This is a genomic window from Borreliella sinica, from assembly GCF_033969665.2.
Classification (GTDB): domain Bacteria; phylum Spirochaetota; class Spirochaetia; order Borreliales; family Borreliaceae; genus Borreliella; species Borreliella sinica.
In genome coordinates this window covers 1-25,477 of record NZ_CP179548.1, presented here as the reverse complement: position 1 = coordinate 25,477, position 25,477 = coordinate 1, and the positions used below count along the sequence as shown (strand labels likewise).

Below are 25,477 nucleotides of genomic sequence, written 5' to 3'. Positions count from 1 at the left end.
TATTTATTATTGTTTAGTATAAAGTTAAGAGACACCCTATTAAAAGGGATTGCCTCTCAAAAGCTCTCTCTTCTATTACCGAAGGATCGCAAATTATTGAAAAAGAATACTAATTATTGTATAATATTTTTTCCAAAAAGAAGCCAACATACTAAAAACCGCCCACAGTGAATTGCTATTTCTAAATCAAAGATTATAGAAATAGCAATTCACTGTCCATTAACACTTGCTAAAACGGTTTTTGCATTTTCAATAAGTTCTTTTATATCTTTCTTGCTGCCTAGTACCTCATTTCTTTTTAAAGAATAAGCTTCTAAATTATTTAAAGAGTTGTTTGCATCCATTTGAGCTTGTCTAGATAATTGTAATGCATAAGATGCATTTTTTTTGCTCTTTAATCTTTCAATAATACTTTCTTTTAACCTTTTTTGAGCCCTATCAAAAAAGAAAACGCTGCGATCTTATTTCACTTTCTGCCATATCAATCTTATTTATAAGTTGATCAAGTTCAATGGGGTGTTTATTTAACTCATTTTGCAATTGTGTCAATCTCCTTATCTTATCTCTGTTGTTCTTATAATTTCCCATTAGTAATGTTTTTTTATTTTGAATCTTTCCTATCACATCATAAAAATCATCTTTTATTAAAGTATATTCATCTTTAAGTACACACACATTCTTGATTAATTCAGAAAATCCAGAGTCTCCAAGAATATTCTCTAGATATTTAATTGCTTCATCTGCTTTCTTTTCTTCCTTAGTATAAGGAATTAAATCTTCTTTTTTTTGAACATGCCCAATTGAAATATTTGGATATACCAACCCTATTGTTCAATGATTCCAAAGAGGCATCCCATACTCTACAGGAACAATTAAATTCTTATATTTCAGTTCTCCAAAACTTTTAGTAAAAGCTTTTTGCTTTTCTTGATTACTATATAAATTATTAAAAGCATCTTCCTTAACACTATCTGAAAATTCTTTTACATCATTGTTATTTTTTTATCTTTTATTGCCAGATAATTTAGAATCTAGATTGCAAGACATCAAGCCTATCATTAATAATGCATATAAAAGCAATTTTTTTTCATAAAAATATTCTCCTCCTCTCTAATCAAGAATATATATCATAAATAATAATTATTCTTAATTAAGATTATATATTACTTTGTTTAAAGTACAATAAAGTATAAATATAATTATTGATATTTATACTTTTTACTTATTAATCATTGGGGAAATATCTGATAAGCTGTTCTTCAACCGCCAACGCGACCATAAAATCAGCCAAGTTCTTCTGGGGGTATAATATGCTCCACTTTTTTTCTATCAAACGATCTAGATGTAAGATACATATTGCCTTTATCAAAAAAATAACAAAGAATACCCCCACCTATAATTTCTATGAAATTTAGGTGGAGATGAATTTGTAACGTAAGTTAAAATATAATATAATATTTAAAAAATAATGAGTGCTAATAAAGCTTATAAGCATAGAATATATCCCAACACTAACCAAAAGAAATATTTTTCAAAAGTATTTGGATGTGTAAGATTTTTGTATAACAAAATATTAAGTGATAAGAAAGATTATTATGAAAAGAATAAGAAAAGTCTTAGTGTTAATCCAAGTAATTATAAAAATGAATTTCCATTTCTAAAGGAAGTTGATAGTTTAGCTTTTTGCAATGCCCAAATTGACTTAAATTCTGCATATAGTATTTTCACTTATTAGAAAACCAATCCAAAAAGGATATTAATTTGCACTGAATAATTCCGAAACTACATTGAAGGGGTATTCAGTGCATTAATATAGGTTAAATTGATTAGTTTTGAACAACTATTTCTATAGTATTAGATTTAAAAATAGTTGTTCAACGCTTTACAAAAGCAATATATTAAATGGCAATTATTTAATACTTGATAATATTCATGTAAACCATTGGACTTTGGAGAATTTCATAATTTCTGAATCACTGTCGGGTTCAAGTTGCGTTAAAAAATCAAAAAATTTTGAGTTTTTGATTTTTTAACGCAACATTATATAATATTAATATATTTTTAAGCAAATTTTTTTCCTAAACTAATACCAAAATTGATAATTACATACACAATTTACTCCTCCCCATTTAAAAAATAATTAAACACAAAAACACCAAAATCCTCCTGTTTTAATTTTAAAAATTTTTTTATAATTTTGAATTGTTAATCAAGAGTGGGCACAACACAATCAAAAAATTGTGCTCATAATCATTAAAATACAAAAAATTGATTAGCGATGTATCCTTTATTATAAAATAATAAAACATATGGGTTCTAATAAAGCTCATAAGTACGGAATATATCCTAATGCTAATCAAAAGAAATATTTTTCAAAAGTATTTGGATGTATAAGATTTTTATATAACAAAATGTTAAGTGATAAGAAAGACTATTATGAAAAGAATAAAAAAAGTCTTATTACTTATCCAAGTAAATATAAAGAAGAATTTCCATTTTTCTTTTAAAGGAAGTCGATAGTTTAGCTCTTTGCAATGCGCAACTTGACCTATTTGATTGAGTTTTTCATCTCCTAAAATTCGTTTTTAATCCTTACATTATAGTAATTTTCAAATTCTTCGAAAACTTCACAATATGCTTTGTCATATTGGACAGATGGATTGAAAAAATTCCGTCTAGCACTAGGCCACATTTTATTTTTTCAAAAAAGTAAAATGTGGCTTTGTTTTTTAAAAAAATTAAAAATAGAGGAATTATGATGGGGTTCAAAAAACAAATGAATATTGTTGGCAGCATAATAGCAATGCTAGTGATCTCTATCTCTGGAATTGGTATATACGCTTTGAAAGGGATTTTAGCAAACATAAGAATTCAAGTAGCTAAAGTCAAGACTGAAATTCAAATATGTATAGCGTTTTTGCTAAAAATCAAAAAATTTAAAAAATTTGTTGAGAAAAAATATTGATTTGTTGTATACTATTTCCTACGGAGAGATTTAATGAAAATTACCCTAGCCTTAAAATTTTGAATAATAAAGGATTAAAGGCTAAGTCTAATTGCAATATGCAACTAGACTTAGCCTTTAACCACCAGCGTTTTTGTTAGTGGATAAGGGTTTGCTAAAAAAATTTTCTATGAATATAATAATAGAAAAAGCTAGATCGGGCAAATATATTGTGCACGATTTGCTTATCAAATTAGTGTCATACAATACCGTCAAGACTCAACAAAAGACACTGTAAAAGTGTCTTTTGTTGAGTCTTTTAATCCGGCGGCGAAAAATGCGCTCTGCCCAATATAATAGGCTTTTGAAAGTATATTGGGCGATTAGAGTGCAAAAATCAAGATTATCGCAAAACATTTGGGGTTGCGCGTTATTCAGTGTGCGATATTTACAAAATGGTCGCGAAACTTCTTGAAAAAGATGGCAAAAGAGTTGCTAGTATTCGCACCGTACAGCGCGCTCTTAGAATGCTCAATGATGAACTTGGACTTATTCAAACTAAGTTTGAGAAAATTCGGAAAAGATAAGATTGTGGGGGCACGAAAATGTTGCTCATTATGTTCAAAACATGGGGCTTGCAGCTTACCATAGGGAGATAATTTGGGAACATCTGGTTGGACTTGCTTGAGTACATTGAGTACCCCACATTTTATAGCTTTATAAGCTATCTCTTACTTTTTAAGATTTTCAAGATATTCTTTGATTTTTTCTAGATCACTTTTTAAGCTTTCTAAATCATTCCTAATATCACTAATTTCTACAGTATTTTTATTAACATCTTTTATTTTGCTTGCTTTTTAAGTTGTTTCTAGTATTTTCTAAATTTAAAAATAAATTGCTAAAATCAACATATCTATGTTTTATCCCCACATGTTATGTATAGAGTCTCTAGCTCCACTTCCTATAATATCATCATATATAGGATAAGTACCCTTATTTTTAATCCTTTGTCCACACATCTCTTTTTTTCTTTTAATATTATTAATGTTACTAATTATAGTATCTATTTTATTTGTATAATTCTTTTTTTATATAATATTAATTTGATAGAATTGTATATATATATCGATACTAAAGATTGAACTTTGCTTAAGGAGAGTGTTTATAAAAAATTAAATAATTGTATATATATTTTTTTATATTTTTAAATTCTTGCATTCCAAATTTTAAAACCAATCAAGAAGGTGTTAAGTATCCATCTAATGAGAAGAAGTCAAAATCTAATACAGAATTAGCTTTTACCTAAAAATAAAAAACAGAGAAATAAAAAAACATTACTTAATAATTTAATCAATTTAATAGAATCATCTAATGCGCATAAAGAAAAGTATATTAAAAAATGGAAGAAGAACCTTCGGCTCAATACGTAATGTTGAATTTTGATAAAATGAGTTGGTCTTAACCAGGCGCCGAATATATATTCATCAGTACCGAGAGAGATTTGTCAATAACATGCTACCAAGAAACCGTTAAAAATGTTTAATGAATATGCTATTCTTTCTGCGAGATATATAATTTTGGAAATTCTTTTAATTCGTTACCATTAATAGGGCTTAAAATAATATAAATTCGTTTTCTAAATATTATGGCTACTAATTACTTATGCCCTAAGAAAGATGCCCTAGACAAACTAGATACTTTAAATTTATATAAGCTTAAAAAATCATTTTATACAATTTTATCTTAATAAAATTAATTAAAATATATATAATTATTATATATAAAATAATATAATAATATTGAATCAAATTAAATATATAGATATGCGAAATATTAAGCTTTGCTTAAGGAGAATGTTTGTGAAAAATCATATAATTGTATATATATTTATTTTTCTATTTTTAAATGCTTGCACTCCAGATTTTAAAATCAATCAAGGAAATGCTAAGTATCCATCTAATGAGGAGAACTCAAAATCTAACTCAGAAGCATCTTCCGATCAAAAAAAGGAAGAAAGAGAAAGAAATAAAAAAATATTATTTAATAATCTAATCAATTTAATAGAATCAGCCAATGCATATAAAGAAAAGTATATAAAAAAAATGGAAAAAGAGCCTTCTGATCAATACGGAATGTTGTCGGCTTTTGCAGATCTGAATTGGGTGTCAGCACCAGGTGAATCGATGTCCAGCAATACTGATAGATCTATAAAATATAGAAGACGCGTCTATATTACTCTAAGCCTTATTGATGATAAAGAATTAAAGAAAATTTCAGATATTTTAAGACTTGCAGGACAAACACTAGAGTTGGAGTTGTTTAGGGTTTTTGTTGCTATTGGATATCTTCTTGAAGAAGTGACTAATCCCTTATATTCTAAAAAAGATGTCCTATATAAACTAAGTATTTCGGATTTAGATAAGCTTAAAAAATTATTTAACACAATATTATCTACAATAAAATTTGTATCAGAAAAGACAAAACAAATTTTACTAGATTATCAAGATGATAAAAATCTAATAAAAACAGATGTCACTAAGCTTAAATCTTATTTAGATGCATTTTGCAAGCAAATGAGAGAAGAAACCGTAGAAGCAGAAAATCTATTAAAGGAGGTTATATCTTTAGTTGAAAGTTTGTGAACTATTATTTCTATAATCTTTAATTTAAGAATAGTAGTTCACATTGCATAATGTGTTAATTCTAGTAAGCAAGATTGAAAATTTCAATCTTGCTTACTTTAGTAATAAAAAAACTTGTTGCGAGCAAGCTATGTTTCAACGATTTTATTTGATTTTGAATATATTTTTGATGATATCAATATAGGCTCCTACAGTAGAAATAAGACAATAACTTCCAGATCAAAAATAAGTATTTCAATAATACTTATTTAATACCAGGTGATAATTAATAGAATATACTCGGTGATTATTAAAAGTTAGCTTATGCGACATATACACTAATTATAAAATATTATAAAATAATAGAACATATGGGTGCTAATAAAGCTTATAAGTACAGAATATATCTCGACACTAATCAAAAGAAATATTTTTCAAAAGTATTTGGATGTGTAAGGTTTTTATATAACAAAATGTTAAGTGATAAGAAAGATTATTATGAAAAAACAAACAAGGACTTATTACTTATCCGAGTAAGTATAAAGAAGAATTTCCATTCTTAAGGGAAGTCTCGATAGCTTAGCTTCTTTGCAATGCCCAAATTGACTTAAATTCTGCATATAGTAATTTTTTTAGAGAAATTAAGAAAGGAAATAGAACACAAGGATTTCCTAAATATAAAAGTAAGAAAAATAGACAAACTTTTAGAACTAATAGTCTCAAAAAAATTCAATGGGGATAGAAAATGATTATATAAAGTTCCTAAAATAGGATTTGTAAAATTAACTCTACATAAGAACATTAAGAGCAATGAAGTTATTAAAAATGTAGTAGTAGAAAAAGATACTGATGATAAATATTATATTTCAATAGCAGCTGAGTGCTTAGATGTTAAAAATAACGATAAAATTAAAGATAGGAAAAAAGAAGTAGTTGGTATTGATATGAGCATGAGGAATTTTTTAGCAAGTAGTGAGGGTGAGGAAATCAATCATCCTAAATATTTACTAAAAAATGAACACAAACTTAAGAAATACTAAAGAAAACTATCAAAAAAACAAAAGGATTCTAAAAATAATAGGGCTCAATCTAGATTAAGGGTTGCCAAGTTGCATGGGAAAATTTTAAATTAAAGAAAAGATTTTCTACATAAATTATCTTATATTTTGTAGCTAATTATAAAAATATAGTAATAGAAAGCTTATCAATTAAAGGTATGCAAAAAGGAATGTTTGGCAAAAGTGTTAATGATTTAGGACGGTATGAGCTTGTAAGACAATTATCATATAAATCGGAGTGGTATGGATCCTATTTGCATAGAGTTGATAGTATTTCCCATCAATTAATCTATGCAACAATTGTAGTATTAAAAATACAACTCTAAAATTAAGTGATATTAGGTGGAGTTGTAGTGGTTGCAATACTTTGTCCCAATAGGTCTAAAGAGTTAGTAAGTAAATTTATTTCTCAAATTGAAAACGCTCGTAAGTAATAGTGTATTTGAAACAGAGGTTTTTTCCTTATATGTGTGCATCAAGGATATTTAAATGCATATGTCACACAAGCTAACTTTTAATAATCACTATGTATATTTTATTAATTATCGCCTAGTATTAGTTACTAAATATAAGTATAAATGCTGAAATTTCATCTTATCTTCACCAAATAATACTTAATATATGTTCTTTATGGAAAAGAACCTTTAATGAATTTAACCATGAGAAGGATCATATTCACTTATTACTAGAATTTACCCCCAATGTTCAACCTTCTAAATTTATTAATAATCTAAAAACAGTATCTTTAAGGCTTATAAGAAAAAAATATTCTACTTATTCAGATAAATATTATTGAAAACCTTATTTTTGGTCTGGAAGTTATTGTCTTATTTCTACTAGGGGTGCTTCCATTGATATCATCAGAAAATATATTCAAAATCAAAAGAAATCCATTTATTAATAAACTCATCCCCACCTAAATTTCTGTGAAATTTAGGTGGAGAATTCTTTCTTATTTTTTGTTAAACAAATTCTTTAAGAAATTTTTTATAACTTTCCTCATTATATGGAACAATAATTTCTTTGTTGATTATTTTGTCAGAAAGATTAGTAATTTCTTTTTCAAGTTCAATAGGAATCATCTTGGGATTTCTTACAAACCCTACAACTCCTTCTTTAAGCCCATAATTTATTAATTTTCCACCTTCAAAAGTATTGGTTTCTAAATAGTTAGATGTATAAAGACCCAAAGCTCTACCAACATCCTTGATTACAGATGTAATTATATTATCAGGAGCAAGATATGATTGATCATCATCAACGCCAATAACGTAATACCCAGAACCAAGTTCTTTCGCAACCTCAATAGCTCCAATTCCTGCAAGGCTTGCAGCATGATGAATAATATCTATCTCATCAGAATACATTTTAGTTGCAATACTTCTACCAGCTTTAATGTCGGAGAAACTGCCAATGTACTGAGAAGATATATTGACATCTTTATTGGCATACTTAGCGCCAGCTTCATATCCATACCTGAAAGCATCTACTATCTCGCCCTTTATTCCCCCTAAAAATCCAATTTTACCCGTTTTAGAAACTTTTGCAGCAATATAGCCTGCCAAAAACGAACCCTCTTGCGACCTAAAAGTCATGCCTACTAAATTAGCGGGAATAGTCTCATTAGAATAAACAGCGTCAATAATTGCATATTTCGTCTCGGAATTTTGCAAAGAAACAGTCTTGGCCACATCGCTAAATCTATACCCAATAAGCCAAATTAAATTTGAACCAGCATCTTTAAGACCTTCAAGATCAGACAAATAAGAACTTGCTGAAGATTCTTTTAAAATAAATTCAGCCGCAAATTTTTCTTTAATTTTTTTTACGCCACTTAAAGCACTCTCATTAAAAGATTTATCATCAAAAGTTCCATCAACTATTATAGATATCTTGGGAATTCCACTCTCAAGACTATCCTTACCACCACAAGATAAAAAAATAATACATTCAAATAATATCAATAATAATAATTTATTCATAAACTATTTATCCTTTTAAAATGAAATTATAGTTAATAGCTTACAACTTTGACTTAATTTTAACCAGTATTTCTTCAGGTTCACTAATACTTAATAAATTTTCATTATTTAAATATTACAATATATACAATAAAAAATATTCTTAAAATAAAAAGAATCAATTCTTCAAGTATACTAGCTAAAATACGCTTAGTAATTTCTTTGCCCTATATTATAAAATAAAATTTATAAATAATACAGTATTTTATTTTTTTGTCATTTAGTGACATTAGTGTTTCTTTATAATTTATATATCGCAACTCTACGCAATAACAATTTTTAGGACATAATGCACTTAGCATAGTTCTTTGATATGTATTTCTTGCAATTTTTCTATAAATTATTCTTTCATTTCGGCATTTAATTTCTTATTAAAATTTGCTTTGTCTTTATCATTTTCAAAAAGCAATATATCTGCTCTGGATTGTTCCCATCTATTTGGCCGCCTTTCTGCTGCTCTACAGAATAAGTTAATTCTTCAAATATAGATTTTAATAAAGACTCTATATTTGCTTCTGCTGAATTATTATCGATAGTTTGAACTTTATTCTTTAAAAAAGAAAAAAGCTTTTTGCTTTAAAAATATCTTCTTTTTTTATAAAGTCTTCTGATAACTCTTTATAAAGAGTTATGTTTGAATCATTTGTTTTTACAATGTCATGGTTTTCATTATTTTATTTTATCATTTATGTAAAAAGTCTTTCACTTGATCAGTAATCTTGCTATGTAGATTGACAATTTTTAGTCAAGATTTTATTCTATTAATAAAACCTTTTTTGTTTTTTTGATAAAAAATGCCATCACAAAAAAGCTCCTTTAATAGACAGTCCATTATGACTCTTATAGAAAGGTGTGAAAATCTCTATCTTAAATTAGGGATATCATAAACTCTCTATTCAAATCAATAAAAATTTTTTCTTTTTTCATATTTAGATTTCCATAAAATTTAAGTGGAGATGAATTTATTAATAAATATATTTATTAGAGATCGTATTTAAGGTAGATTATTCTGCATATTTTTAGTTAAATCATTACATATTGCTAGATTTTTATCCTAATTTATTATATGAACTACTACTCCCAATTAAAAGATAATTCTTTTCTATTTTTTACATTCATATAAATGTCCTTAATTTATTACTATCTCATACAAGTTGGTTGATTCATAATTATGAGCCTTACCAAGGCTCATATATTTATTATTCTTTATTATTTTTTGATAAAAGATAAGACAATTGCCTGAAGTAAAGCTTGTGTACTATACTCTAACGGGTGCCCCTCCCATGGTTTCTCTCACTAAGTCCTACCTCTAATTTACTTATAAGCCTGTCAAGATCAGCTCTCTTATTGTTAAACTGATTAATTAAATGAACTAGTTCTTGCCTTTCTTCTTTATCCACTGTTATATCGGGTCTTGTATAATATCTTTTTACTAGTCTATTTTTAAGTTCTGAACTTATTTCCCTTTTAGTATCTAGAATTTCGCAATAAACATCAAAAAAACTAGGCCCTAATTTCTTTTTAAGAGCATTATAAACAGAATTAAAACTAGATTCTAATTCTTTATATTTATTTTCAAGTTTACTTTCATCATCAACCAATTTAGCAAATTCACTATTTCTAAGCAAACTCTTTACATCGTTAATTATTTTTTCTACTTCCTTTTCTTCCTTAGTTTTAATAATAATATAAACTACTATTTCTAAATCAAAGATTATAGAAATAACTTCTTGTTTCATCCTATGATAGCTTTTTAGGTTCTTAAGAACGGCCACCCACTAGAGCATGGCCCACAAGCTTTACTTCAAGCAGTTCCTGCCTTAGTTTTTATTTTCTCATAATAATAAGCTTTAAGATTTAGAGATGCATCATTTATACCTCTACCATGTAAAAACATTACAACTACCACAAGTCCACTTAATATCACTTAATTTTGGAGCTGTATTTTTAATACCACAATTGTTACATAGTTTGCTTGATAGAAAATATCTATCTACTTCATGCAAATAGGACCCCGGACCACTCTGATTTATATGATAATTGCCTCACAAACTCATACCGTCCTAAATTCATTAACGCTTTTACCAAACATTCCTTTTTGCATACCTTTAATTGATAAGCTTTCTATTACTATATTTTTATAATTAGCTACAAAATATAAGATAATTTATGTAGAAAATCTTTTCTTTGAATTGAAATTTTTCCATGTAACTTGGCAACTCTTAATCTAGATTTAGCTCTATTATTTTTAGAATCCTTTTGTTTTTTTGATAGTTTTCTTTAGTATTTCTTAAGTTTGCGTTCATTTTTTAGTAAATATTTAGAATGATTGATTTCCTCACCCTCACTACTTGCTAAAAAATGTCTTATGCTCATATAGATACCAACTATCTCTTTTTTATCACCTTTGGTTTTATCATTATTTTCTATATCTAAGCACTCAACTGCTACCGAAATATAATATTTATCATCAGTATCTTTTTCTACTACTACATTTTTAATAACTTCATTGCTTTTAATGTTCTTATGTAGAGTTAATTTTACAAATCCTATTTTGAACAACTTTATATAATCATTTTCTATCCTCATTGAATTTTTTTGACCATTAGTTCTAAAAGTTTGTCTATTTTTCTTACTTTTATATTTAGGAAATCCTTGTGTTCTATTTTCTTTTTTAATTTCTCTAAAAATTATTATAAGTAGAGTTTAAGTCAATCCATGCACTAAAAAGAACTAAACTATCAACTTACTTTAAAAATGGAAATTCATTTTTATACTTACTTGGATTAACACTAAGACTTTGTTTATTTTTTTCATAATAGTCTTTCTTATCACTTAACATTTTGTTATACAAAAATCTTACACATCCAAATACTTTTGAAAAATATTTCTTTTGATTGATGTTGGGAGATATATTTTGTACTTATAAGCTTTATTAGTACTCATTATTTTTTAAAATCATTATATTATATTTTAACTTGTATTACAAATTCATCTCCACCTAAATTCCATAGAAATTGTGGATGGAGTATTCTTTGTTATTTTTTGATAAACTTAAAAAATTACTAGGGAAATTATCAAAAAAATAAAAAGTTTCTATCGATAAAATTGATATAGATTAAGAACTACTAAGCCGTATAAGAAAATTTTATATCATCAAAGAAAAGGCTTTTTACATAAACTGTCTCATTGCTTTGTGGCTAATTATAAAAACATAATAATAGAAAACTTGTCTATTGGGAGTATGCAAAAAGAATTTAAAACCAAAAACCCAATTTTTGATGATAATAAGCCTTAAGATTTAAATCTTAAAATGAAAAAAACCCTTTTCCGGGCATCTTTTCGACATTAAACTAGGCAAAATAAACTTAAGCCTACTAGAAATAATAGATTACCATTAATCAAACATTAAAGTCAACAAAACTTGAAAATTTATTTATTCCTTTTCTTTTTTAAAAAATCATATTTAATTATAATCTCTGATAAAATATCTTTTTTATTTTTAAAAATCTCCTCTAAAATAAAATAGACTCTTTTGGTATCTTTTTTACAAAAATCATATAATTCATCATCTTTTACTAAAATTCTAATTGGGATATTTTTTTTGTTATTTTTATTTATATTTTTTTTATTTATATCTAATAATCCTTGTTTTTGTATAGCATGATATATGCTATTAAAACCTACTTCCTTAATTTTATCAATAGAAACAACGCCTTCCAAAACCTTTTCATAAACTTTTAAATATGTATAAGCCTGAGTTTTTGCAATTATAAAAGATTTTATAAATTGTTCAAAGCTTTTAAAACCGTCGTATTTATAAAGTTCTTTTTGCTTAATTTCATATAAAATTTTCATTCTTTGAATTTTATTGTCAATATCGTCTTTCAAATTAAGCTTTAATTGGTCTTTTAAATCATTGTAAATTATTAAATTTTCATCTTGACTATTTAAATTTTGACTTTTATCAATAAAATCTTCAAATCTGTCATTTAAAATCATCTCTTTTTTATTTTGTTTTTTCCCCATTTTACCCTCCTATATTTATTTTTGTTTTAGAAGTATACATTTTTATGTATTTAACTATTAATTCGCATCTAGAAAAAGAAATTTTGACTTAATAATATTAGCAAAAAAAGATATATAATAAATCTAATAACACTAATCTGTGACTAAATATTGACACAAATTAAAATTTGTGTCAATATTTAGTATTTTTTATTAAAAAACTTACTAATAATAAAAAATCGTTCGGTTCTGAACGAAACAAGAAGCTATTTCTATAATCTTTGCTTTAAAAATAGTAACTAAAGAAAATATATTTTTAAATTGATTTAATTCTTTATACTTTGAGTGTTATTTATTGTTTTGTTTTTAATCTAGTTCATTAAAAAGCTTCCCCCAGTTATTGTATAAAACCAGTATGTTTTTTTGTTAAAACCTCAAGCCTAGTAACTTAAATATTATTTTTAATAATATTTAGCTTTAATTTTAACAGGGGTTGAAATTTATTATTTTATATATTATAATCTCTAACTAGAAATTAATAATTAAATACACATTAAACTGGGAGACAAAAAATGAAAGCTGTTATACCTAATTATAACTACCAAATTAATACTAATAAGTCCAATAAACTACTTTCAAAAGACTGCAAACTTAAGAAAATAATTTCTGTTATTACTTTCTTAAACAAAGAGTTTGAAAAAAAACATAATATATCAATATATAGAGTTCATTTCGACTCTGAAAAACTAAAAGAACTTCGGGTTCATCACCAAGGAGATATACTTCGCGTACTAAACTCAAACATAGATAAAGAAAATAAAAAAACAACTACAATTAATACTCTAAGACTAGATTTAAGATTTTTAGTCAAGCTAAAAGCATTAGAAAAAAGAATACTAACATTCTCAAATAACTTTGGAGAATTTAAAGGAAAGCTTTGTATATATAAAGTGTCACCTATTGCACATAAATTGATTACTGCATATTTTAGCAACACTAAAGCAAACTTAATTAAGAAAGTAAAGGAAGAAAAAGATACTTTAGAAAAAGAAAAAAGGTCTTTTGAATCCCAAAATATCACTAAAAATATCACTGTATATAATAAACAATATATAAATATATATAATAAGAATTCTATAGAAAACCCTGTGTTTAAAAGAATTAAATCAATGGTTTCCAACACCAAAAACCCCATCAAGACACTAAAAAATACTTTATTAAACTACAAAGATTTTAAAAATTATTTAAAACACGATTACGATGTAAGAGACATTAGAGAATTTTTCTTATCCAAACTAAACTTTTATAAATATAAAATCCATTTTATGAGAAAAACCGCTCCTTATAAAACTGATTTTTACACTCTTGCAGGAGAATTTAAAGACACTTATACTACTAAGTGGAAAGTAAGTAGAACAACCAGCTTTTCAGGGCATGCTGGCTTAATCGCTAATAATATTTTAGCGAACATTTTGAAAAAAGGATTATAATTTGGGCAGTTTACTTGAAAGACTCAGAAATAAAAAAAATAATATAGAAAAAAGAATTATATTCAATAGAATCGAAGAAGTAAATAGTAGAAAAATATACTGCACGAAAATATTTAAACATCTAGTTGGTTTTAGAATTACAAATAAAGGGGAAAGATTAAGACTTACTTTCCAAAAGTTTAATAATACTGAAGATTTTCTTTTTTTTAATCTTTTTCCTTTAAAAGAAGATGATAAGTTCTTAGAAATAAGATATAGACATGATAAGCTAGATAAACCCTTTTTCCTTAAAAAAGAAAATAATAAAACTTATGCGATAAAAAAACTCTATTATATAGAATTTGCTTTTAAAAATGGCTCTATTAAAGCATATGTTCAATCTTTAAGAACACTTCTAAGAAAAAATAAAGAAAACACCGAGTATTATCAATTTAATTTATCACACTTAAAAAAAATGGAAAAAAAAGTATATGAATTTTATAATAAAAAATTAAAAGATGCGGGAGTTATAAATAAATGGATCAAAAAAAACCAATTGTAATTACACTTGCAAGCTTAAAAGGAGGAGTTGGGAAAAGCTCACTTTCTATACTTTTTTCTTATGTTTTAAAAGAATTAGGCAAAAAAGTATTATTAATTGATCTTGATCCACAAAATTCTTTAAGTTCCTATTTTAATAGATATATAATCAATATTAAAAGACACAATGTTTATGAATTTTTGAAAGGAAACACCTATTTTGATAAATGTGAAAATAAAATTAATGAATTTATTTCTATAATTCCTTCCCATCCTGTTTTAGAAAAATTTAACACAGATGATATAGATTATAAAGAAATTATTTTAGAATTTAGATTAAATAAAAGCAGTAAAAGTTTTGATTTTGATTATATTATAATAGATACTTCTCCTAGTAGAAACTTTCTTTTAAAGAATGCTTTAAATGTTACAGACCATATTATAATTCCAGTTCAGGTAGAAAGATGGTCAATAGAAAGCTTTTCTATTTTAACAGAAACTATCAATAATATTCAAAATATTAAAAATAAAAAATACAATATTTCTATTATAGAAAACCAATTTATTAAAAATAGGAATACCTTAAAGGAGGTTGAGAATGTATTGTATAAAAAATATGGTAAATATATAAAAGGGAAAATTCACTTTTCAAATAGTATAAAAGTTTTTATAAATGACCTTTTAGAGCCTTCTTTAAAAGAAATTTATTATAAGGAAGCTGAAAATGCTTTAAAAGAGATACTTTAAATTCATCAAACATCAAGGTGATATTTTTGAAATTTATTTTTTCTAAATTATGAGATAAAAAGATATAGATTAATAATTTAGTTGAAATTTTATTCATTTTTATTTTTTAATCTTATTTTTATGTCTTTAATTTGTCTTACTTTTTATTGATAAAGAAGATTTAAAATGATCTTCTAATAAAGAAAATTCTTAATATAAAATCTGCAGCTTTTAACCAAAAGGAAAAAGCTGCAAGAGAAAAAAACATTACTTAATAATTTTATCAATTCAATAGAATCATCTAATGCACATAAAGAAAAGTATGTAAAAAAATGGAAAAAGAACCTTCAGACCAATACGGAATATTGATTTTTGGTGCAATGGGTTGGAGTGATCCAGGAGGCGAATTTCTATCCAGCAATACTAATAGATCTATAAGATATAGAGGACGTGTTTATACTATTTCAAGTCTTATTGATGATAACGAATTAAAGGAATTTTCAAATATTATAACTATTGGAGATATCTCTGGATTGATGTTAGCCACCTTTAATGATCTTGGGGGTGCTATTGACAATTCAATTGATTTCTTATGTTCAAAAAAAGATGCTCTAGATAAACTAGATATTTCAGATATAGAGAAGCTTAAAAAATCATTTGACACAATATTATCTATAGTAAAATTTGTATCAGAAACGTCAAAACAAATTTTATTGGATTATCAAAATGATAAAAATCTTATAAAAACAGATACTTCTAAGCTTAGATCCCATTTATATAAACTTTACGATCAAATTAAAGAAAAAGTTGTAGAAGCGCCTCTAGTAGAAATAAGACAATAACTTCCAGACCAAAAATAAGGTTTCCAATAATATTCATCTAAATAAGTAGAATATTTTCTTCTTATAATAGTTCTTGGTATTGATATTAAATATTATTTGATAAGGTCGGTCAAATAAAAAATAATGCGCGCTATAAAGTTTGTAAATACAGAATATGTCTTCTCTTTGATCAGAGAAAGTACTTTTAAAAAGTATTTAAATGTTGTGTGTATAAGATTTTTTGTATAACAAAATTTTAAGTAATAAGAAAGGTTATTATGAAAAAATTAATAGAAATCTAAGTAATTGATATAAGTGAATGTAAAAATTTATTCTCATTCTTAAAGGAAGTTGTTAACAGGTCTCTTTATAGTGCATGGATTGACCTAGACTTTGCGTCTAATAATTTTTAGAAAAATTAAAAAAGGAAGCAAAAATACAAGAAGTTCCTAAAATTTAAAAGCAAGAAAAATAGTTAAGCTTTTGAGAACTAATAATCAAAAAAAAATCAATAAGAATAGAAAATGAATATATCAATCCATCTGAGATAGGATTTGTAAAATTAACTCTACATCCCCTCTAGTAATATATTTTTAATAAAAATACCAAAGAAAACTATCAAAAATAAAAAGGTTCTATCAATAGAGTTAAATCTAGATTAAGAGTTGCTAATTCTATATAAGAAGATTATAAACCAAAGAAAAGATTTTTACATAAATTATCTTATTACTTTGTGGCTGATTATAAGAACATAATAATAGAAAATCTATCAATTAAAGGCACGAAAAAGGACTGTTAGGGAAAGGGTAGATGATTTAGTAAGACTATTGGCGACATGGTAAACACTCCTTTTTTTATAAAAAGATCTTACGTTAAATTAGATCTTTTTATAAATTCTTTACACACTATCTACTTTAGAATTTAAATTCACTTTTAATAACATTAATTTTAGAAGAAACAATATTGTCAATTTTTACATCCTATTGGTTTTTATAATTCATGGCTTAAAAAGCCTAAAATAAAATTATAAAAAATCTTCTTCTTAATAAAGACTTTCTATCAAACATAAGGTTTTATAAAAAAATATCTTTTTATTTTCTATCTCTTAAAAAGCAAAATCTATCATCAGAATAGAGTTTGCTTTTTGAAGAATCCAAAATAGAGTTTGCTTTTCGAATAAGTTGTTCTATTTCTTCCTTTGTTTTCATTGCTTCAGCTATCTTGGAAGAAGAAGTATTTAATTGACTTAAAACATTCTCTATTTTACTTTTTGCCTTTCTTGCTAAATTATTATATATATTTATTGGCCTTTTCCATTTTCTACATTTGTTTTGTAATCTCTCAGTAATAGCATCTTTTAAAGTTTTTTGAGATTCTTTAAAAAAGTACTTTGCAGATTCTCTCTCACTAAGCCCACTAACCCAATTGAGTATTAAGCTCCTCTATATTGCCTCTCTTTTCTAAGAACCTATTGAACAACTCAATTAGATTCTGTTTTTCTTGTTTATTCCGTATTACTCTTTTCCAATATTCTTTTTGTATATGAGATTTTGTTTTTATTATATGATTTATTCTCCCCACAATATGCATTTCTGTTTGCATTGAATCTTTGAGCATTGAGATTTCATCATAAACTTTATTAAAATTGGATATTAACCGATCAGCCTCATATTTAAGGTTGGTTTCATCATCAACTGACTTAGCAAGTTAAAGACTCCCACCTTTAATTGCTTTCTATGCTTCCTTTTCTTCGTCAGTATTTGGAACCAACTCTTCTTCTTGTATTTTTATTTCTTTTCGAAGGTAATACGGAGAACTTATCCCCACATTAGTAGGTTTTACAGAAACAGCTGGCACCATTTGTTTTTCTATTTCTTTCATATGTTGTTTGGCAACTTCTATATCTTCTTGAATTTCCTCTACAAAGCCTAAAATATTTTCATATTTAGATTCTTTGTGCGTTAATTTATTAGTGGGCCCACTTGTATTACACGATAATAAGCTTATTAATATTAACATGGATACCGCTACAATATTTTCTCTCATATCTTCTCTTATTAGGATCTTTATAAATTAATATCTGTTTAATACAAATATATTGTTATTCCCACAAAATAACAAACATAGATCTCTTCTCAATGTAAAAAATCATTTTTCTTTGTATTTATTAAAAGCAGCCTTAAACAATCTTATTAGGCAATAATCATAGAACATTATTAGCCCCAAATAATAAAGGGAAAAAGCAGGTTTTATGCAATTAGCTTATAGAAACAAAAATTTAGCACATATAAGTGAGTGATATCTTAAAAGAGATTGATTATGATTTTTAAAATGGAAATTTTACAAAAACCAAGCTTATAAAAAGAGGTTTTAAAAGTCTTAATAGTGTATATTATATAGAGATAGAAAGGCAAAAATAATCTATCAAATAATTACAAAGACAATAATAGCTATTGTAAAGCTTAATTTATCTTAAGTTGTTAGAGTGATTAAATTAAAATATTATGAAGAATTAAAAAATGTATTAAAAAATATCTTAAATTTATTATTTTTTGATATGCTTCTTGGGGACTTAAAATAGGGCGTTTAAAGTGGAAATAAGGTCTAAAAAATATAAAGAAGAATTATTTAGCAATGGTTTTGGAAATTATAACGAAGAAATAAGTTTAAAAAACAATGAAGATAAAGAACTAATAAATTATAACAGTCTAAAAGAATAACTCAAATATAATATGAAAAATGATATTAATAATCAATATTAAGTTTTTGTTATAATTTTATGTTAAATGTTATGGATAGTTACAATAACAATAGCTTGAAATTTTTTTCAGAGCCTTGTTTGAAATTTTGGTAATTCTTACAAGAATTTACCAGCGCAAAAACAGCGTAAACAATAAGCATTGTTTTATTCATAAGCTATTCCTTAAGTTTATTATTTCTTAATTTTAGCACAATGGTCAATAAATATAATTTTTAGATACTTTATTTTATTGTTAAATAATATAATAAAGCTTATATTAAACTTACTTATAAAGATTTAGCAAATTTAAAAAAACAATTTGATATAAAGTTTGATAATCTTATTTATGAGAATTTTTACTAAATCGGATTTAGTTGACATTCTTGAAGAAGCAACCCTATTTATTTTAAGAATATTTTTTTATTGTATGCGTTTAGGACAATGAGCTATTTAAAAGAATATTGAAAGAATGTGTTATATGTAAATCTTATATGTCTTTTGGGTATTATTTTTATAATAAAGTTATTAATGGAAAAGGGGATATATTAAATTAATAACAATTTTTAATACTTTTGATAAAGGTAATGATTTAATAAAGCTTCTTGTATTTAACAAGGGATTATGTTCAGAAGATAAAGCTAAGTATTTAAATAATGAGAATTTGCTAAGTGTTGATGGGCTTGAAGATGTTTTAGCTAAGATACCATCCTTTAACAAAAAATGCAAAAGAAAATAAATTTGTGGGATATTTAAAAATTAATCTTAATAGTTTTGGAGAATTATACGAAATTCTATTTGAATATGATCTAAGAATTGCAGATACCACTGTTTATCGTATTATTGAAGATGGGGTTTATCTCATTCGTACTGAAGAAGAGCTTAAAACCAAAAAGTAAACAAAGTTGTTGCCACTATAAAGTCAATATTTATCTTACATCTAGATTGCTTGATAGAAAGAAAAGTGAAGCATATTATACCCCAATATCCCAGGTGATTTAAACTGATTTTATGGTTATACTTCATATTTTATAGATTTAGAAATTATTTCTTTCTTTTCAAGATTTCCAAGGCAATTTTTTGGTTTCTTTGAAAGAATTTTTTAAGCTTTCTAAATTATTTCCAATATCACTAACTTTTACAGTATTTTATTTTTACCATTAAAATCTTTGATTTTGATTCTTAAAGTGCCTCTAATATATCTTGGGTTGTAAAGCATTACAAGCTCCATTAAGACTCCCTATTATTTTTTTAAATTAATAATAATATCCAATTTTGCTTTACAAATTCAAAACTATTATAAAGAAAGCAAATTAACAAATTGAAGTAAGTAAAAGTATTCTATGTATTTAAAATACATAGAATACTTAAAATCCTATTAATTTTTAAGCCTCATCGACTCTTTTCCAAGAATTTAAAAATAGATAAAAAATTGTGTCGATTGCAATTATTATCAATGTAAGAGTTAAAGAACCATTCGTAAGTCCTTTTACTCTTACTTCAGGGTAAAACTTTAATAACCCATTTATAGATACATAGCTAGTCAAACCAGCTAATAATCCAGAAATTAGTCTTGATAGGGGATGAACTACCCATAAAGATTTTATCTTAATTTTAAAATAATAGTATAACAATACATTAATATATTGAAATAAAAAAAACAAATATGTCCCAATTAATACTGTTGCCATATACTCGAAATTATAAAACAATATTTTTAAGTGAATTCCTAATTGGTCTGATTTGCTATGGGTGAATCCTAGTGCAAATTGAATCATGATAGTAAATGTTATTTTTAGTAACAAACACAATATTGCCGAATCTATTGCTTCTTTCTTATTATATTTCTCTGTTATTAAATTTAACGAAAATAATGTTGATAAAAAAATAATTCCCGATGTATTCAAATACATTTCAAATGCTTTTAATTTATTTAGTATGATTTGCTATTTAACAATTCTTGAGAAAAGATAAAATTGATATATACTTGTTTTTTAGAGAAATCTATTTTAGTAGAGCTTTTGGAGTTTAGTAAAATAGTATTTGGATGAACTTATCTATTTATAGATTATTTTAGTAGTAAGGTGGAGAAGGAGCAGCATATATGAGGATTTTGCTTGGCTTTTGCATAATAACATTAGCTTTATTGGGTTGTTATTTGCCTGATAAGCAGGAACAATCTGTTCAAACTTTTTTTGAGAATTTGGAAATGGAAAGTTACGATAAAGGGCCTGATAAGATTATTACTGAAGGTATATTTTCTAATTTAAGATTGTATGTGGCTGAACATAGTTTATTAGTCGATATAAAAAAGACTGTAATCAGTTTAAAGGATCCTAATTGTCGCGATGTACCTCCAGTGATTGACTATAATGAGGAGTATTTTAATAAGTTCTTTTTAGATTTAGGTTCTGAGCGATCTAAAGAATTGATTAAGTTGTTTGGTAGGATAAGAAATGAGCAGAATAATAAATTTAAACACGGAGTTCATTGGCTTTATTCATGTATAAGGGATTTATATTCTCCAAATATTAAGTATTCTGGTGAAGGAGAATATGAATATTGGTATAATGGGAGGGAATTTTTTATGCCTAGGCCCACTATTGATGAACAATATTTAAAAGTGAAGAAAGTAATAGAGCATACACTTTAAGATCATTGTTATTTATTGATTGTAAGATAATTTTCATTTTTAGTATTAATGTCTATGTAAGGATTAATGAATAAAATTATATAAAATATTAGGCTTTTAGTTATAAATTCTTTTTTTAAAATAAGATTTTTCGTATTTTAATAATATAAGGCATTTTTAAATTTTATTTTCTATGGCTTTTCTTTTTTGATAAAATAAAAACCCTATTTAGGGATTCTTAATTTTTTATATTAATTAAATATTAAAAACTATTATTGAAGACAATCTACAGACTTGCTCATAAGAAAATAGTAGGTGATTTTGACGAGGACATCAAAAACGCAGTGTTTAAAACCAAAAATTCTTATAATTTTTCTAAAAAAAATTTTTTACAAAAAAATCCAATTTATATACACTTCCTAATAATACATTTCCTAGTAAACTTTCTGACAATTCTTCAGAAAGTTTTGTTAACTCATGCGACATTACCTTAGATACTTCAAACAGTGCAAGTCGTGTGTCAATACAATGTCGCCTCACTCGGCCCCCGGTCGCCTGTATTATATAAAGCTAATATAAGTAATATTAAGCATAAGAATTCAAAGAATTCTAATATTAATTCAAAAATTCTAAAAAACAATAAAACTTTAGAAAAAAAAGATGTTGAGGATAGGTTGAAAAAAAGTGGAATTGAAAATAATTTTCTGTATAAGATAAAGGATCTTATCAATAATGAGTCAACATACTTGAATGCGCTCAATAATTTGGAAACAGCTTTAGATGAGCATAAGGATAGCAAATTGAAATATATCCTTGAGCACTTTTTGGAGCAGTTCTCTAATTATCGGTACAAAGTTTGGATGATGATAAGCGTAATGATGGAGTCATTAGCGATTATGATCTTATTTGGGGAGAAGGGTTTAGAGATTTCGTTAAGAAAAAGGTTGGACTTAGCGATTATGTGAAAAAAGTTCTTGAAATGGAAGCTAGAGAAAGAGAAAATCGCAGTAGAGAACGGTTGGAGAGGGTTAATTGTCAAGTTCATTCGAATAAGCAAGAACAGTCAAATTGTCAATTACGAGAATCAAATAATCATGAGCAAGATAGTGTAAATATGGGCGCGCCGCCGGATAAAAGTCACTCAAATGTGAATAGCGGCAACATTTTGGCGAAAAGTAACATTGTTGAGTACTCTTTGGGTTTTAAGGGTCAATCAAGGGAATTTCACTTGAGAGTCTTGGAATCGGTAAAAAAGCAATTTGATCCAATAGGCTTTAGGAGGTAAAATGAAAATAAGAATTAAACATTTAGCAAGAAAAATGTACCTAAGACGGGACAAAATTTGGCATGTTTACAAAAGCACCGAAGTACAGAACAAAGCTAAGGACAAAAGCATTACTAATTTTCCTAATTTGAAACCAGAAGATTTGGACTACGAGTACGTGTATAAGTTCTTGGATGAGTGGATCCAGAAAAAATATAACGACAAATTGGGGTTTACCATTGAAAAGGTGGATGGCCTTGAATACATTCTAAAGGCAAAAAGGTATTCAAGTCTTAAGAAAATATTAGCCAGAATTTTCAAAGACTATAAAGAGCTATTCATTGGTAATTTGAAAAAGAATCCTGGTGGTGTTCCTGGTGGTACAGGTAGGGGGGTGAGGGAGTGGGTAGTAAAACACTTAGAAAGGAGTAATGTATCAAATTTAGAATATTAAGAAGGGTCGTAAAAAAAACAAACCCTAGAGAAAAGATTGATGTTCCTGATAGAAAGCAAGTAGCTTTTGAGAACCACTCTTTTTTCAAAAAGGACATTATTGGCGATAAAACCATATACCATACGAGATTGATGAATATTCTGAAAGGGTTCAAGGCTCGCAAAGATAAGCTTTCAGTATATTTCATTAACTCTTTCAATAAGGAGAAAAAGTGGATTAATTTGTTTCCAGTAAAAGATGGAGATGCATTTTTGGGAATGTTTTACGGATTCAAAAAGGTCAAATTTGATAAATTTTACAGTGATTATGTTTCTGTTTGTAAATTTTCTAAAAAAAAATTCAAGACTTTCAATAAAGCTTATTACATTGAATTTAGGTTTGCGAAGGGTAGTATATTTTTCTATATTCATACCATAGCTTATTTGGTTGGAGAGCGCGATATTAGATTTACTAGAAAATTATATAAGCGGATACTGGATTTGGGAAAAGAAGTATTTAAGTTTTACTCTAAAGATTTGGATCCCTCGGGAATTATAACCAAGTGGATTGCTAGAATTAAGCAAGAAAGAGGCGGAAAGATTAGATCAAATTGGCAATCTTATTAATCCACCTCCTCGTCGCCGAGTCCGAAAAGAATTTAGGAGATTTTGAAAATGTGTTATTATTTGGCTTTGATTTGTGTTATAATGAGTGATAGGTGAGTAGATTATGGAATTAGTATCAACAACAAATATTACTGAAGAACAAATATATAAAGAATTCCTTAGACTAGGCATGGAGCATTTAATAGCACAAGATTTATCGAAGAGATATTATCACAATAACCTTACATATAGAGATTTAGAAAATTTAGAAAAACAATTTGGTTTAAAGTTTGATAATCTTATTTCTGAGCTCTCTTTTGTAGAGAAGAATTTAGATACTAAAATAGATGGTGTAGAGAAGAATTTACAAAAAGATATATCTAATTTAGATACTAAAATAGATAGTGTAAAAAGTGAACTTAACGCTAAAATAGATAGTGTAGAGAAGAATTTACAAAAAGATATATCTAATTTAGATACTAAAATAGATAGTGTAAAAAGTGAACTTAACGCTAAAATAGATAGTGTAGAGAAAAATTTAAAACAAGATATGTCTAATTTAGTGCAAGATCTTAAAAAAGAAATACAAAGTAATAATCAATTATTATTAGAAAAGATGGAAATCAATAATCAATTATTATTAGAAAAACTCAAGGTGAGTAATAGAATAATAACCATTGCGGCAATAGTAATAATTCCTATTGCTATATCTATTCTAGTTCCTTATGTTGTGTCGCTGATTGGCAGCCATTTGAATTAGCTTACAAGGAATTTTCACTTTGATTAATTAATATTTTTAATTAATCAAAAATATTTTAGATATAATTTGTTTTTGTAATTTACTAGTGTTATTAAAAATTCTTTGACGTTTTAAGTTTGCATTAATGTATCGTTTTAGAGTGTGTAAATTTCTGCAAGATTCATTTTCAGTGAAAAAATTTGAAATTAAATTTGCAATAGTAGATGCAAGTCTATTGGGGCTGCTTATATAATAATTTAGATTGTTTTGATTTGGTCTTATAGGTGTAAATGATTTAATGTAATTGAGTTTTGAGATAATTTAATATACAGGATGTTTTAATTAAGAAAAAGTTTTGTGAGTTAGGGTTGCTCTGGTTATTGCTTGTGCTGGTCCAGTTGATGTGCCACCAATAATATATCCAGTTAGTACGAGTATTCCCCCCAATACTTGAGTTCCAAGTACTGCGCCACCACCAATGTAATCCCCTTGGACAAAGGATCCTATTCCTAAAGATAAAAAAAAATCAAAAGGGATGGCGCAAGCACGGTGGCTTTTTCGCGTTCATATTTCAAAGTAGTCGCAATATCCCCAATATCTTTTCCAACTGTATCGTTTTGATAATATAATATTAATGCAATTTCTGGAGTTTTTAGGGGAAGATGAATTTTTTTCAATATCGTTTGGGTTACTTGAATGTGAATTTTTTGTATGTTGTTTTTTTGGAAAAAACAACATACAAAAAATTGCGATCCTTCAGCAATCGAAGAGAGAGCTTTGGAGAGGCGACCTTTTCTTCAAATAAGCTTATTATTAATAGATAGGTTGTCTCATACTTTATACTAAATAATAATAATAT

Annotated in this window: 24 protein-coding genes and 10 pseudogenes; 20 read left to right on the top strand and 14 right to left on the bottom strand. The window is 26.3% G+C overall.

Annotated elements, in window-relative coordinates:
- Window positions 1-209: 209 nt before the first annotated feature.
- Together QIA41_RS05125 and QIA41_RS05120 are read right to left on the bottom strand one after the other, a co-directional pair.
- Window positions 210-407, bottom strand: coding sequence for a P12 family lipoprotein (locus tag QIA41_RS05125; protein ID WP_418909397.1), 198 nt, complete (start codon window positions 405-407; stop codon window positions 210-212).
- Between the two features lie 31 nt (window positions 408-438).
- Window positions 439-942: pseudogene (locus tag QIA41_RS05120) on the bottom strand (P12 family lipoprotein); the annotation flags it as partial.
- A gap of 526 nt (window positions 943-1,468) precedes the next feature.
- On the opposite strand from QIA41_RS05120, the pseudogene QIA41_RS05115 reads away from it, so the two are divergent.
- The 4 genes and pseudogenes from QIA41_RS05115 to QIA41_RS05100 form a co-directional block, all read left to right on the top strand.
- Window positions 1,469-1,726 (top strand): annotated as a pseudogene (locus QIA41_RS05115) (helix-turn-helix domain-containing protein); the annotation flags it as partial.
- Between the two features lie 583 nt (window positions 1,727-2,309).
- A pseudogene (locus tag QIA41_RS05110) lies at window positions 2,310-2,551 on the top strand (helix-turn-helix domain-containing protein); the annotation flags it as partial.
- Between the two features lie 165 nt (window positions 2,552-2,716).
- Complete coding sequence (locus QIA41_RS05105) at window positions 2,717-2,965, top strand: hypothetical protein (RefSeq protein ID WP_418909395.1); 249 nt, start codon at window positions 2,717-2,719, stop codon at window positions 2,963-2,965.
- A gap of 416 nt (window positions 2,966-3,381) precedes the next feature.
- Window positions 3,382-3,531, top strand: a complete 150-nt coding sequence (locus tag QIA41_RS05100) for a plasmid maintenance protein (RefSeq protein WP_418909394.1) — start codon at window positions 3,382-3,384, stop codon at window positions 3,529-3,531.
- A 144-nt stretch (window positions 3,532-3,675) separates the two neighbouring features.
- Here the strand turns inward: QIA41_RS05100 and QIA41_RS05095 are convergent.
- Window positions 3,676-3,981 (bottom strand): annotated as a pseudogene (locus tag QIA41_RS05095) (hypothetical protein).
- A gap of 822 nt (window positions 3,982-4,803) precedes the next feature.
- On the opposite strand from QIA41_RS05095, the gene QIA41_RS05090 reads away from it, so the two are divergent.
- The 3 genes and pseudogenes from QIA41_RS05090 to QIA41_RS05080 all read left to right on the top strand — a co-directional run bounded on the left by QIA41_RS05090 (window position 4,804) and on the right by QIA41_RS05080 (window position 7,419).
- Entirely contained in the window at window positions 4,804-5,586 is a 783-nt protein-coding gene (locus QIA41_RS05090) for a virulence associated lipoprotein (protein WP_418909393.1), read from the top strand.
- Between the two features lie 350 nt (window positions 5,587-5,936).
- Window positions 5,937-6,993: pseudogene (locus QIA41_RS05085) on the top strand (RNA-guided endonuclease InsQ/TnpB family protein); the annotation flags it as partial.
- Between the two features lie 198 nt (window positions 6,994-7,191).
- Complete coding sequence (locus tag QIA41_RS05080) at window positions 7,192-7,419, top strand: IS200/IS605 family transposase (protein ID WP_472841725.1); 228 nt, start codon at window positions 7,192-7,194, stop codon at window positions 7,417-7,419.
- On the opposite strand, the gene QIA41_RS06245 is transcribed toward QIA41_RS05080, so the two are convergent.
- The 5 genes and pseudogenes from QIA41_RS06245 to QIA41_RS05060 all read right to left on the bottom strand — a co-directional run bounded on the left by QIA41_RS06245 (window position 7,402) and on the right by QIA41_RS05060 (window position 11,590).
- Window positions 7,402-7,533 carry a hypothetical protein gene (locus tag QIA41_RS06245; RefSeq protein WP_472841721.1) on the bottom strand — a complete coding sequence of 44 codons (132 nt, stop codon included), beginning with the start codon at window positions 7,531-7,533 and terminating at the stop codon, window positions 7,402-7,404. The genes QIA41_RS05080 and QIA41_RS06245 overlap by 18 nt on opposite strands.
- 52 nt (window positions 7,534-7,585) lie before the next feature.
- Entirely contained in the window at window positions 7,586-8,605 is a 1,020-nt protein-coding gene (locus tag QIA41_RS05075; protein ID WP_418909392.1) for a BMP family ABC transporter substrate-binding protein, read from the bottom strand.
- A gap of 385 nt (window positions 8,606-8,990) precedes the next feature.
- Window positions 8,991-9,300: pseudogene (locus tag QIA41_RS05070) on the bottom strand (hypothetical protein); the annotation flags it as partial.
- 609 nt (window positions 9,301-9,909) lie between these two features.
- Window positions 9,910-10,383: a P12 family lipoprotein gene (locus tag QIA41_RS05065; protein WP_418909391.1), complete on the bottom strand. Its 474-nt coding sequence runs from the start codon at window positions 10,381-10,383 to the stop codon at window positions 9,910-9,912.
- Window positions 10,384-10,448: 65 nt separating this feature from the next.
- Window positions 10,449-11,590 (bottom strand): annotated as a pseudogene (locus QIA41_RS05060) (RNA-guided endonuclease InsQ/TnpB family protein).
- Between the two features lie 169 nt (window positions 11,591-11,759).
- Between QIA41_RS05060 and QIA41_RS05055 the strand changes: the two are divergent.
- Window positions 11,760-11,897: pseudogene (locus QIA41_RS05055) on the top strand (RNA-guided endonuclease TnpB family protein); the annotation flags it as partial.
- 179 nt (window positions 11,898-12,076) lie between these two features.
- Here QIA41_RS05055 and QIA41_RS05050 read toward each other — a convergent pair.
- On the bottom strand, window positions 12,077-12,673 hold the full coding sequence (locus QIA41_RS05050; protein WP_418909390.1) for a chromosome replication/partitioning protein: 597 nt from the start codon (window positions 12,671-12,673) through the stop codon (window positions 12,077-12,079).
- Between the two features lie 551 nt (window positions 12,674-13,224).
- Here QIA41_RS05050 and QIA41_RS05045 point away from each other — a divergent pair.
- The 5 genes and pseudogenes from QIA41_RS05045 to QIA41_RS05025 form a co-directional block, all read left to right on the top strand.
- Window positions 13,225-14,142: a plasmid maintenance protein gene (locus QIA41_RS05045; protein WP_418909389.1), complete on the top strand. Its 918-nt coding sequence runs from the start codon at window positions 13,225-13,227 to the stop codon at window positions 14,140-14,142.
- A 1-nt stretch (window position 14,143) separates the two neighbouring features.
- A complete protein-coding gene (locus QIA41_RS05040; protein WP_418909388.1) occupies window positions 14,144-14,683 on the top strand; it encodes a DUF226 domain-containing protein in 540 nt (179 codons plus the stop codon).
- Window positions 14,659-15,408, top strand: coding sequence for a ParA family protein (locus QIA41_RS05035; RefSeq protein ID WP_418909387.1), 750 nt, complete (start codon window positions 14,659-14,661; stop codon window positions 15,406-15,408). Before QIA41_RS05040 ends, QIA41_RS05035 begins: the two co-directional genes overlap by 25 nt.
- A 311-nt stretch (window positions 15,409-15,719) precedes the next feature.
- On the top strand, window positions 15,720-16,229 hold the full coding sequence (locus QIA41_RS05030; RefSeq protein ID WP_418909386.1) for a virulence associated lipoprotein: 510 nt from the start codon (window positions 15,720-15,722) through the stop codon (window positions 16,227-16,229).
- Window positions 16,230-16,352: 123 nt separating this feature from the next.
- Window positions 16,353-16,998: pseudogene (locus tag QIA41_RS05025) on the top strand (transposase); the annotation flags it as partial.
- 301 nt (window positions 16,999-17,299) lie between these two features.
- Here QIA41_RS05025 and QIA41_RS06240 read toward each other — a convergent pair.
- From QIA41_RS06240 to QIA41_RS05010, 3 genes are all read right to left on the bottom strand, one after another.
- Window positions 17,300-17,641, bottom strand: coding sequence for a P12 family lipoprotein (locus tag QIA41_RS06240; RefSeq protein WP_472841723.1), 342 nt, complete (start codon window positions 17,639-17,641; stop codon window positions 17,300-17,302).
- Entirely contained in the window at window positions 17,625-17,825 is a 201-nt protein-coding gene (locus QIA41_RS05015) for a hypothetical protein (RefSeq protein ID WP_418909385.1), read from the bottom strand. The genes QIA41_RS06240 and QIA41_RS05015 overlap by 17 nt, the downstream gene beginning before the upstream one ends.
- A 117-nt stretch (window positions 17,826-17,942) precedes the next feature.
- Window positions 17,943-18,254, bottom strand: a complete 312-nt coding sequence (locus QIA41_RS05010) for a P12 family lipoprotein (RefSeq protein ID WP_418909384.1) — start codon at window positions 18,252-18,254, stop codon at window positions 17,943-17,945.
- Between the two features lie 545 nt (window positions 18,255-18,799).
- On the opposite strand from QIA41_RS05010, the gene QIA41_RS05005 reads away from it, so the two are divergent.
- Window positions 18,800-18,928, top strand: a complete 129-nt coding sequence (locus QIA41_RS05005) for a hypothetical protein (protein WP_418909383.1) — start codon at window positions 18,800-18,802, stop codon at window positions 18,926-18,928.
- Window positions 18,929-20,330: 1,402 nt separating this feature from the next.
- On the opposite strand, the pseudogene QIA41_RS05000 reads toward QIA41_RS05005, so the two are convergent.
- Window positions 20,331-20,888, bottom strand: a pseudogene (locus QIA41_RS05000) (VUT family protein); the annotation flags it as partial.
- A 161-nt stretch (window positions 20,889-21,049) separates the two neighbouring features.
- Between QIA41_RS05000 and QIA41_RS04995 the strand changes: the two are divergent.
- The 6 genes from QIA41_RS04995 (at window position 21,050) to bdr (ending at window position 24,639) form a co-directional block, all read left to right on the top strand.
- A complete protein-coding gene (locus QIA41_RS04995) occupies window positions 21,050-21,598 on the top strand; it encodes a P52 family lipoprotein (protein WP_418909382.1) in 549 nt (182 codons plus the stop codon).
- Window positions 21,599-22,083: 485 nt separating this feature from the next.
- A complete protein-coding gene (locus QIA41_RS04990) occupies window positions 22,084-22,542 on the top strand; it encodes a plasmid maintenance protein (RefSeq protein WP_418909381.1) in 459 nt (152 codons plus the stop codon).
- Window positions 22,434-22,862 carry a hypothetical protein gene (locus tag QIA41_RS04985; RefSeq protein WP_418909398.1) on the top strand — a complete coding sequence of 143 codons (429 nt, stop codon included), beginning with the start codon at window positions 22,434-22,436 and terminating at the stop codon, window positions 22,860-22,862. The genes QIA41_RS04990 and QIA41_RS04985 overlap by 109 nt, the downstream gene beginning before the upstream one ends.
- Window position 22,863: 1 nt before the next feature.
- A complete protein-coding gene (locus QIA41_RS04980) occupies window positions 22,864-23,295 on the top strand; it encodes a hypothetical protein (protein ID WP_418909380.1) in 432 nt (143 codons plus the stop codon).
- A 131-nt stretch (window positions 23,296-23,426) separates the two neighbouring features.
- Window positions 23,427-23,900, top strand: a complete 474-nt coding sequence (locus tag QIA41_RS04975; protein ID WP_418909379.1) for a DUF226 domain-containing protein — start codon at window positions 23,427-23,429, stop codon at window positions 23,898-23,900.
- Window positions 23,901-24,003: 103 nt separating this feature from the next.
- On the top strand, window positions 24,004-24,639 hold the full coding sequence (bdr, locus tag QIA41_RS04970) for a Bdr family repetitive protein (RefSeq protein ID WP_418909378.1): 636 nt from the start codon (window positions 24,004-24,006) through the stop codon (window positions 24,637-24,639).
- A 321-nt stretch (window positions 24,640-24,960) separates the two neighbouring features.
- On the opposite strand, the gene QIA41_RS04965 is transcribed toward bdr, so the two are convergent.
- Window positions 24,961-25,098, bottom strand: coding sequence for a hypothetical protein (locus QIA41_RS04965; protein WP_418909396.1), 138 nt, complete (start codon window positions 25,096-25,098; stop codon window positions 24,961-24,963).
- Between the last annotated feature and the right edge of the window lie 379 nt (window positions 25,099-25,477).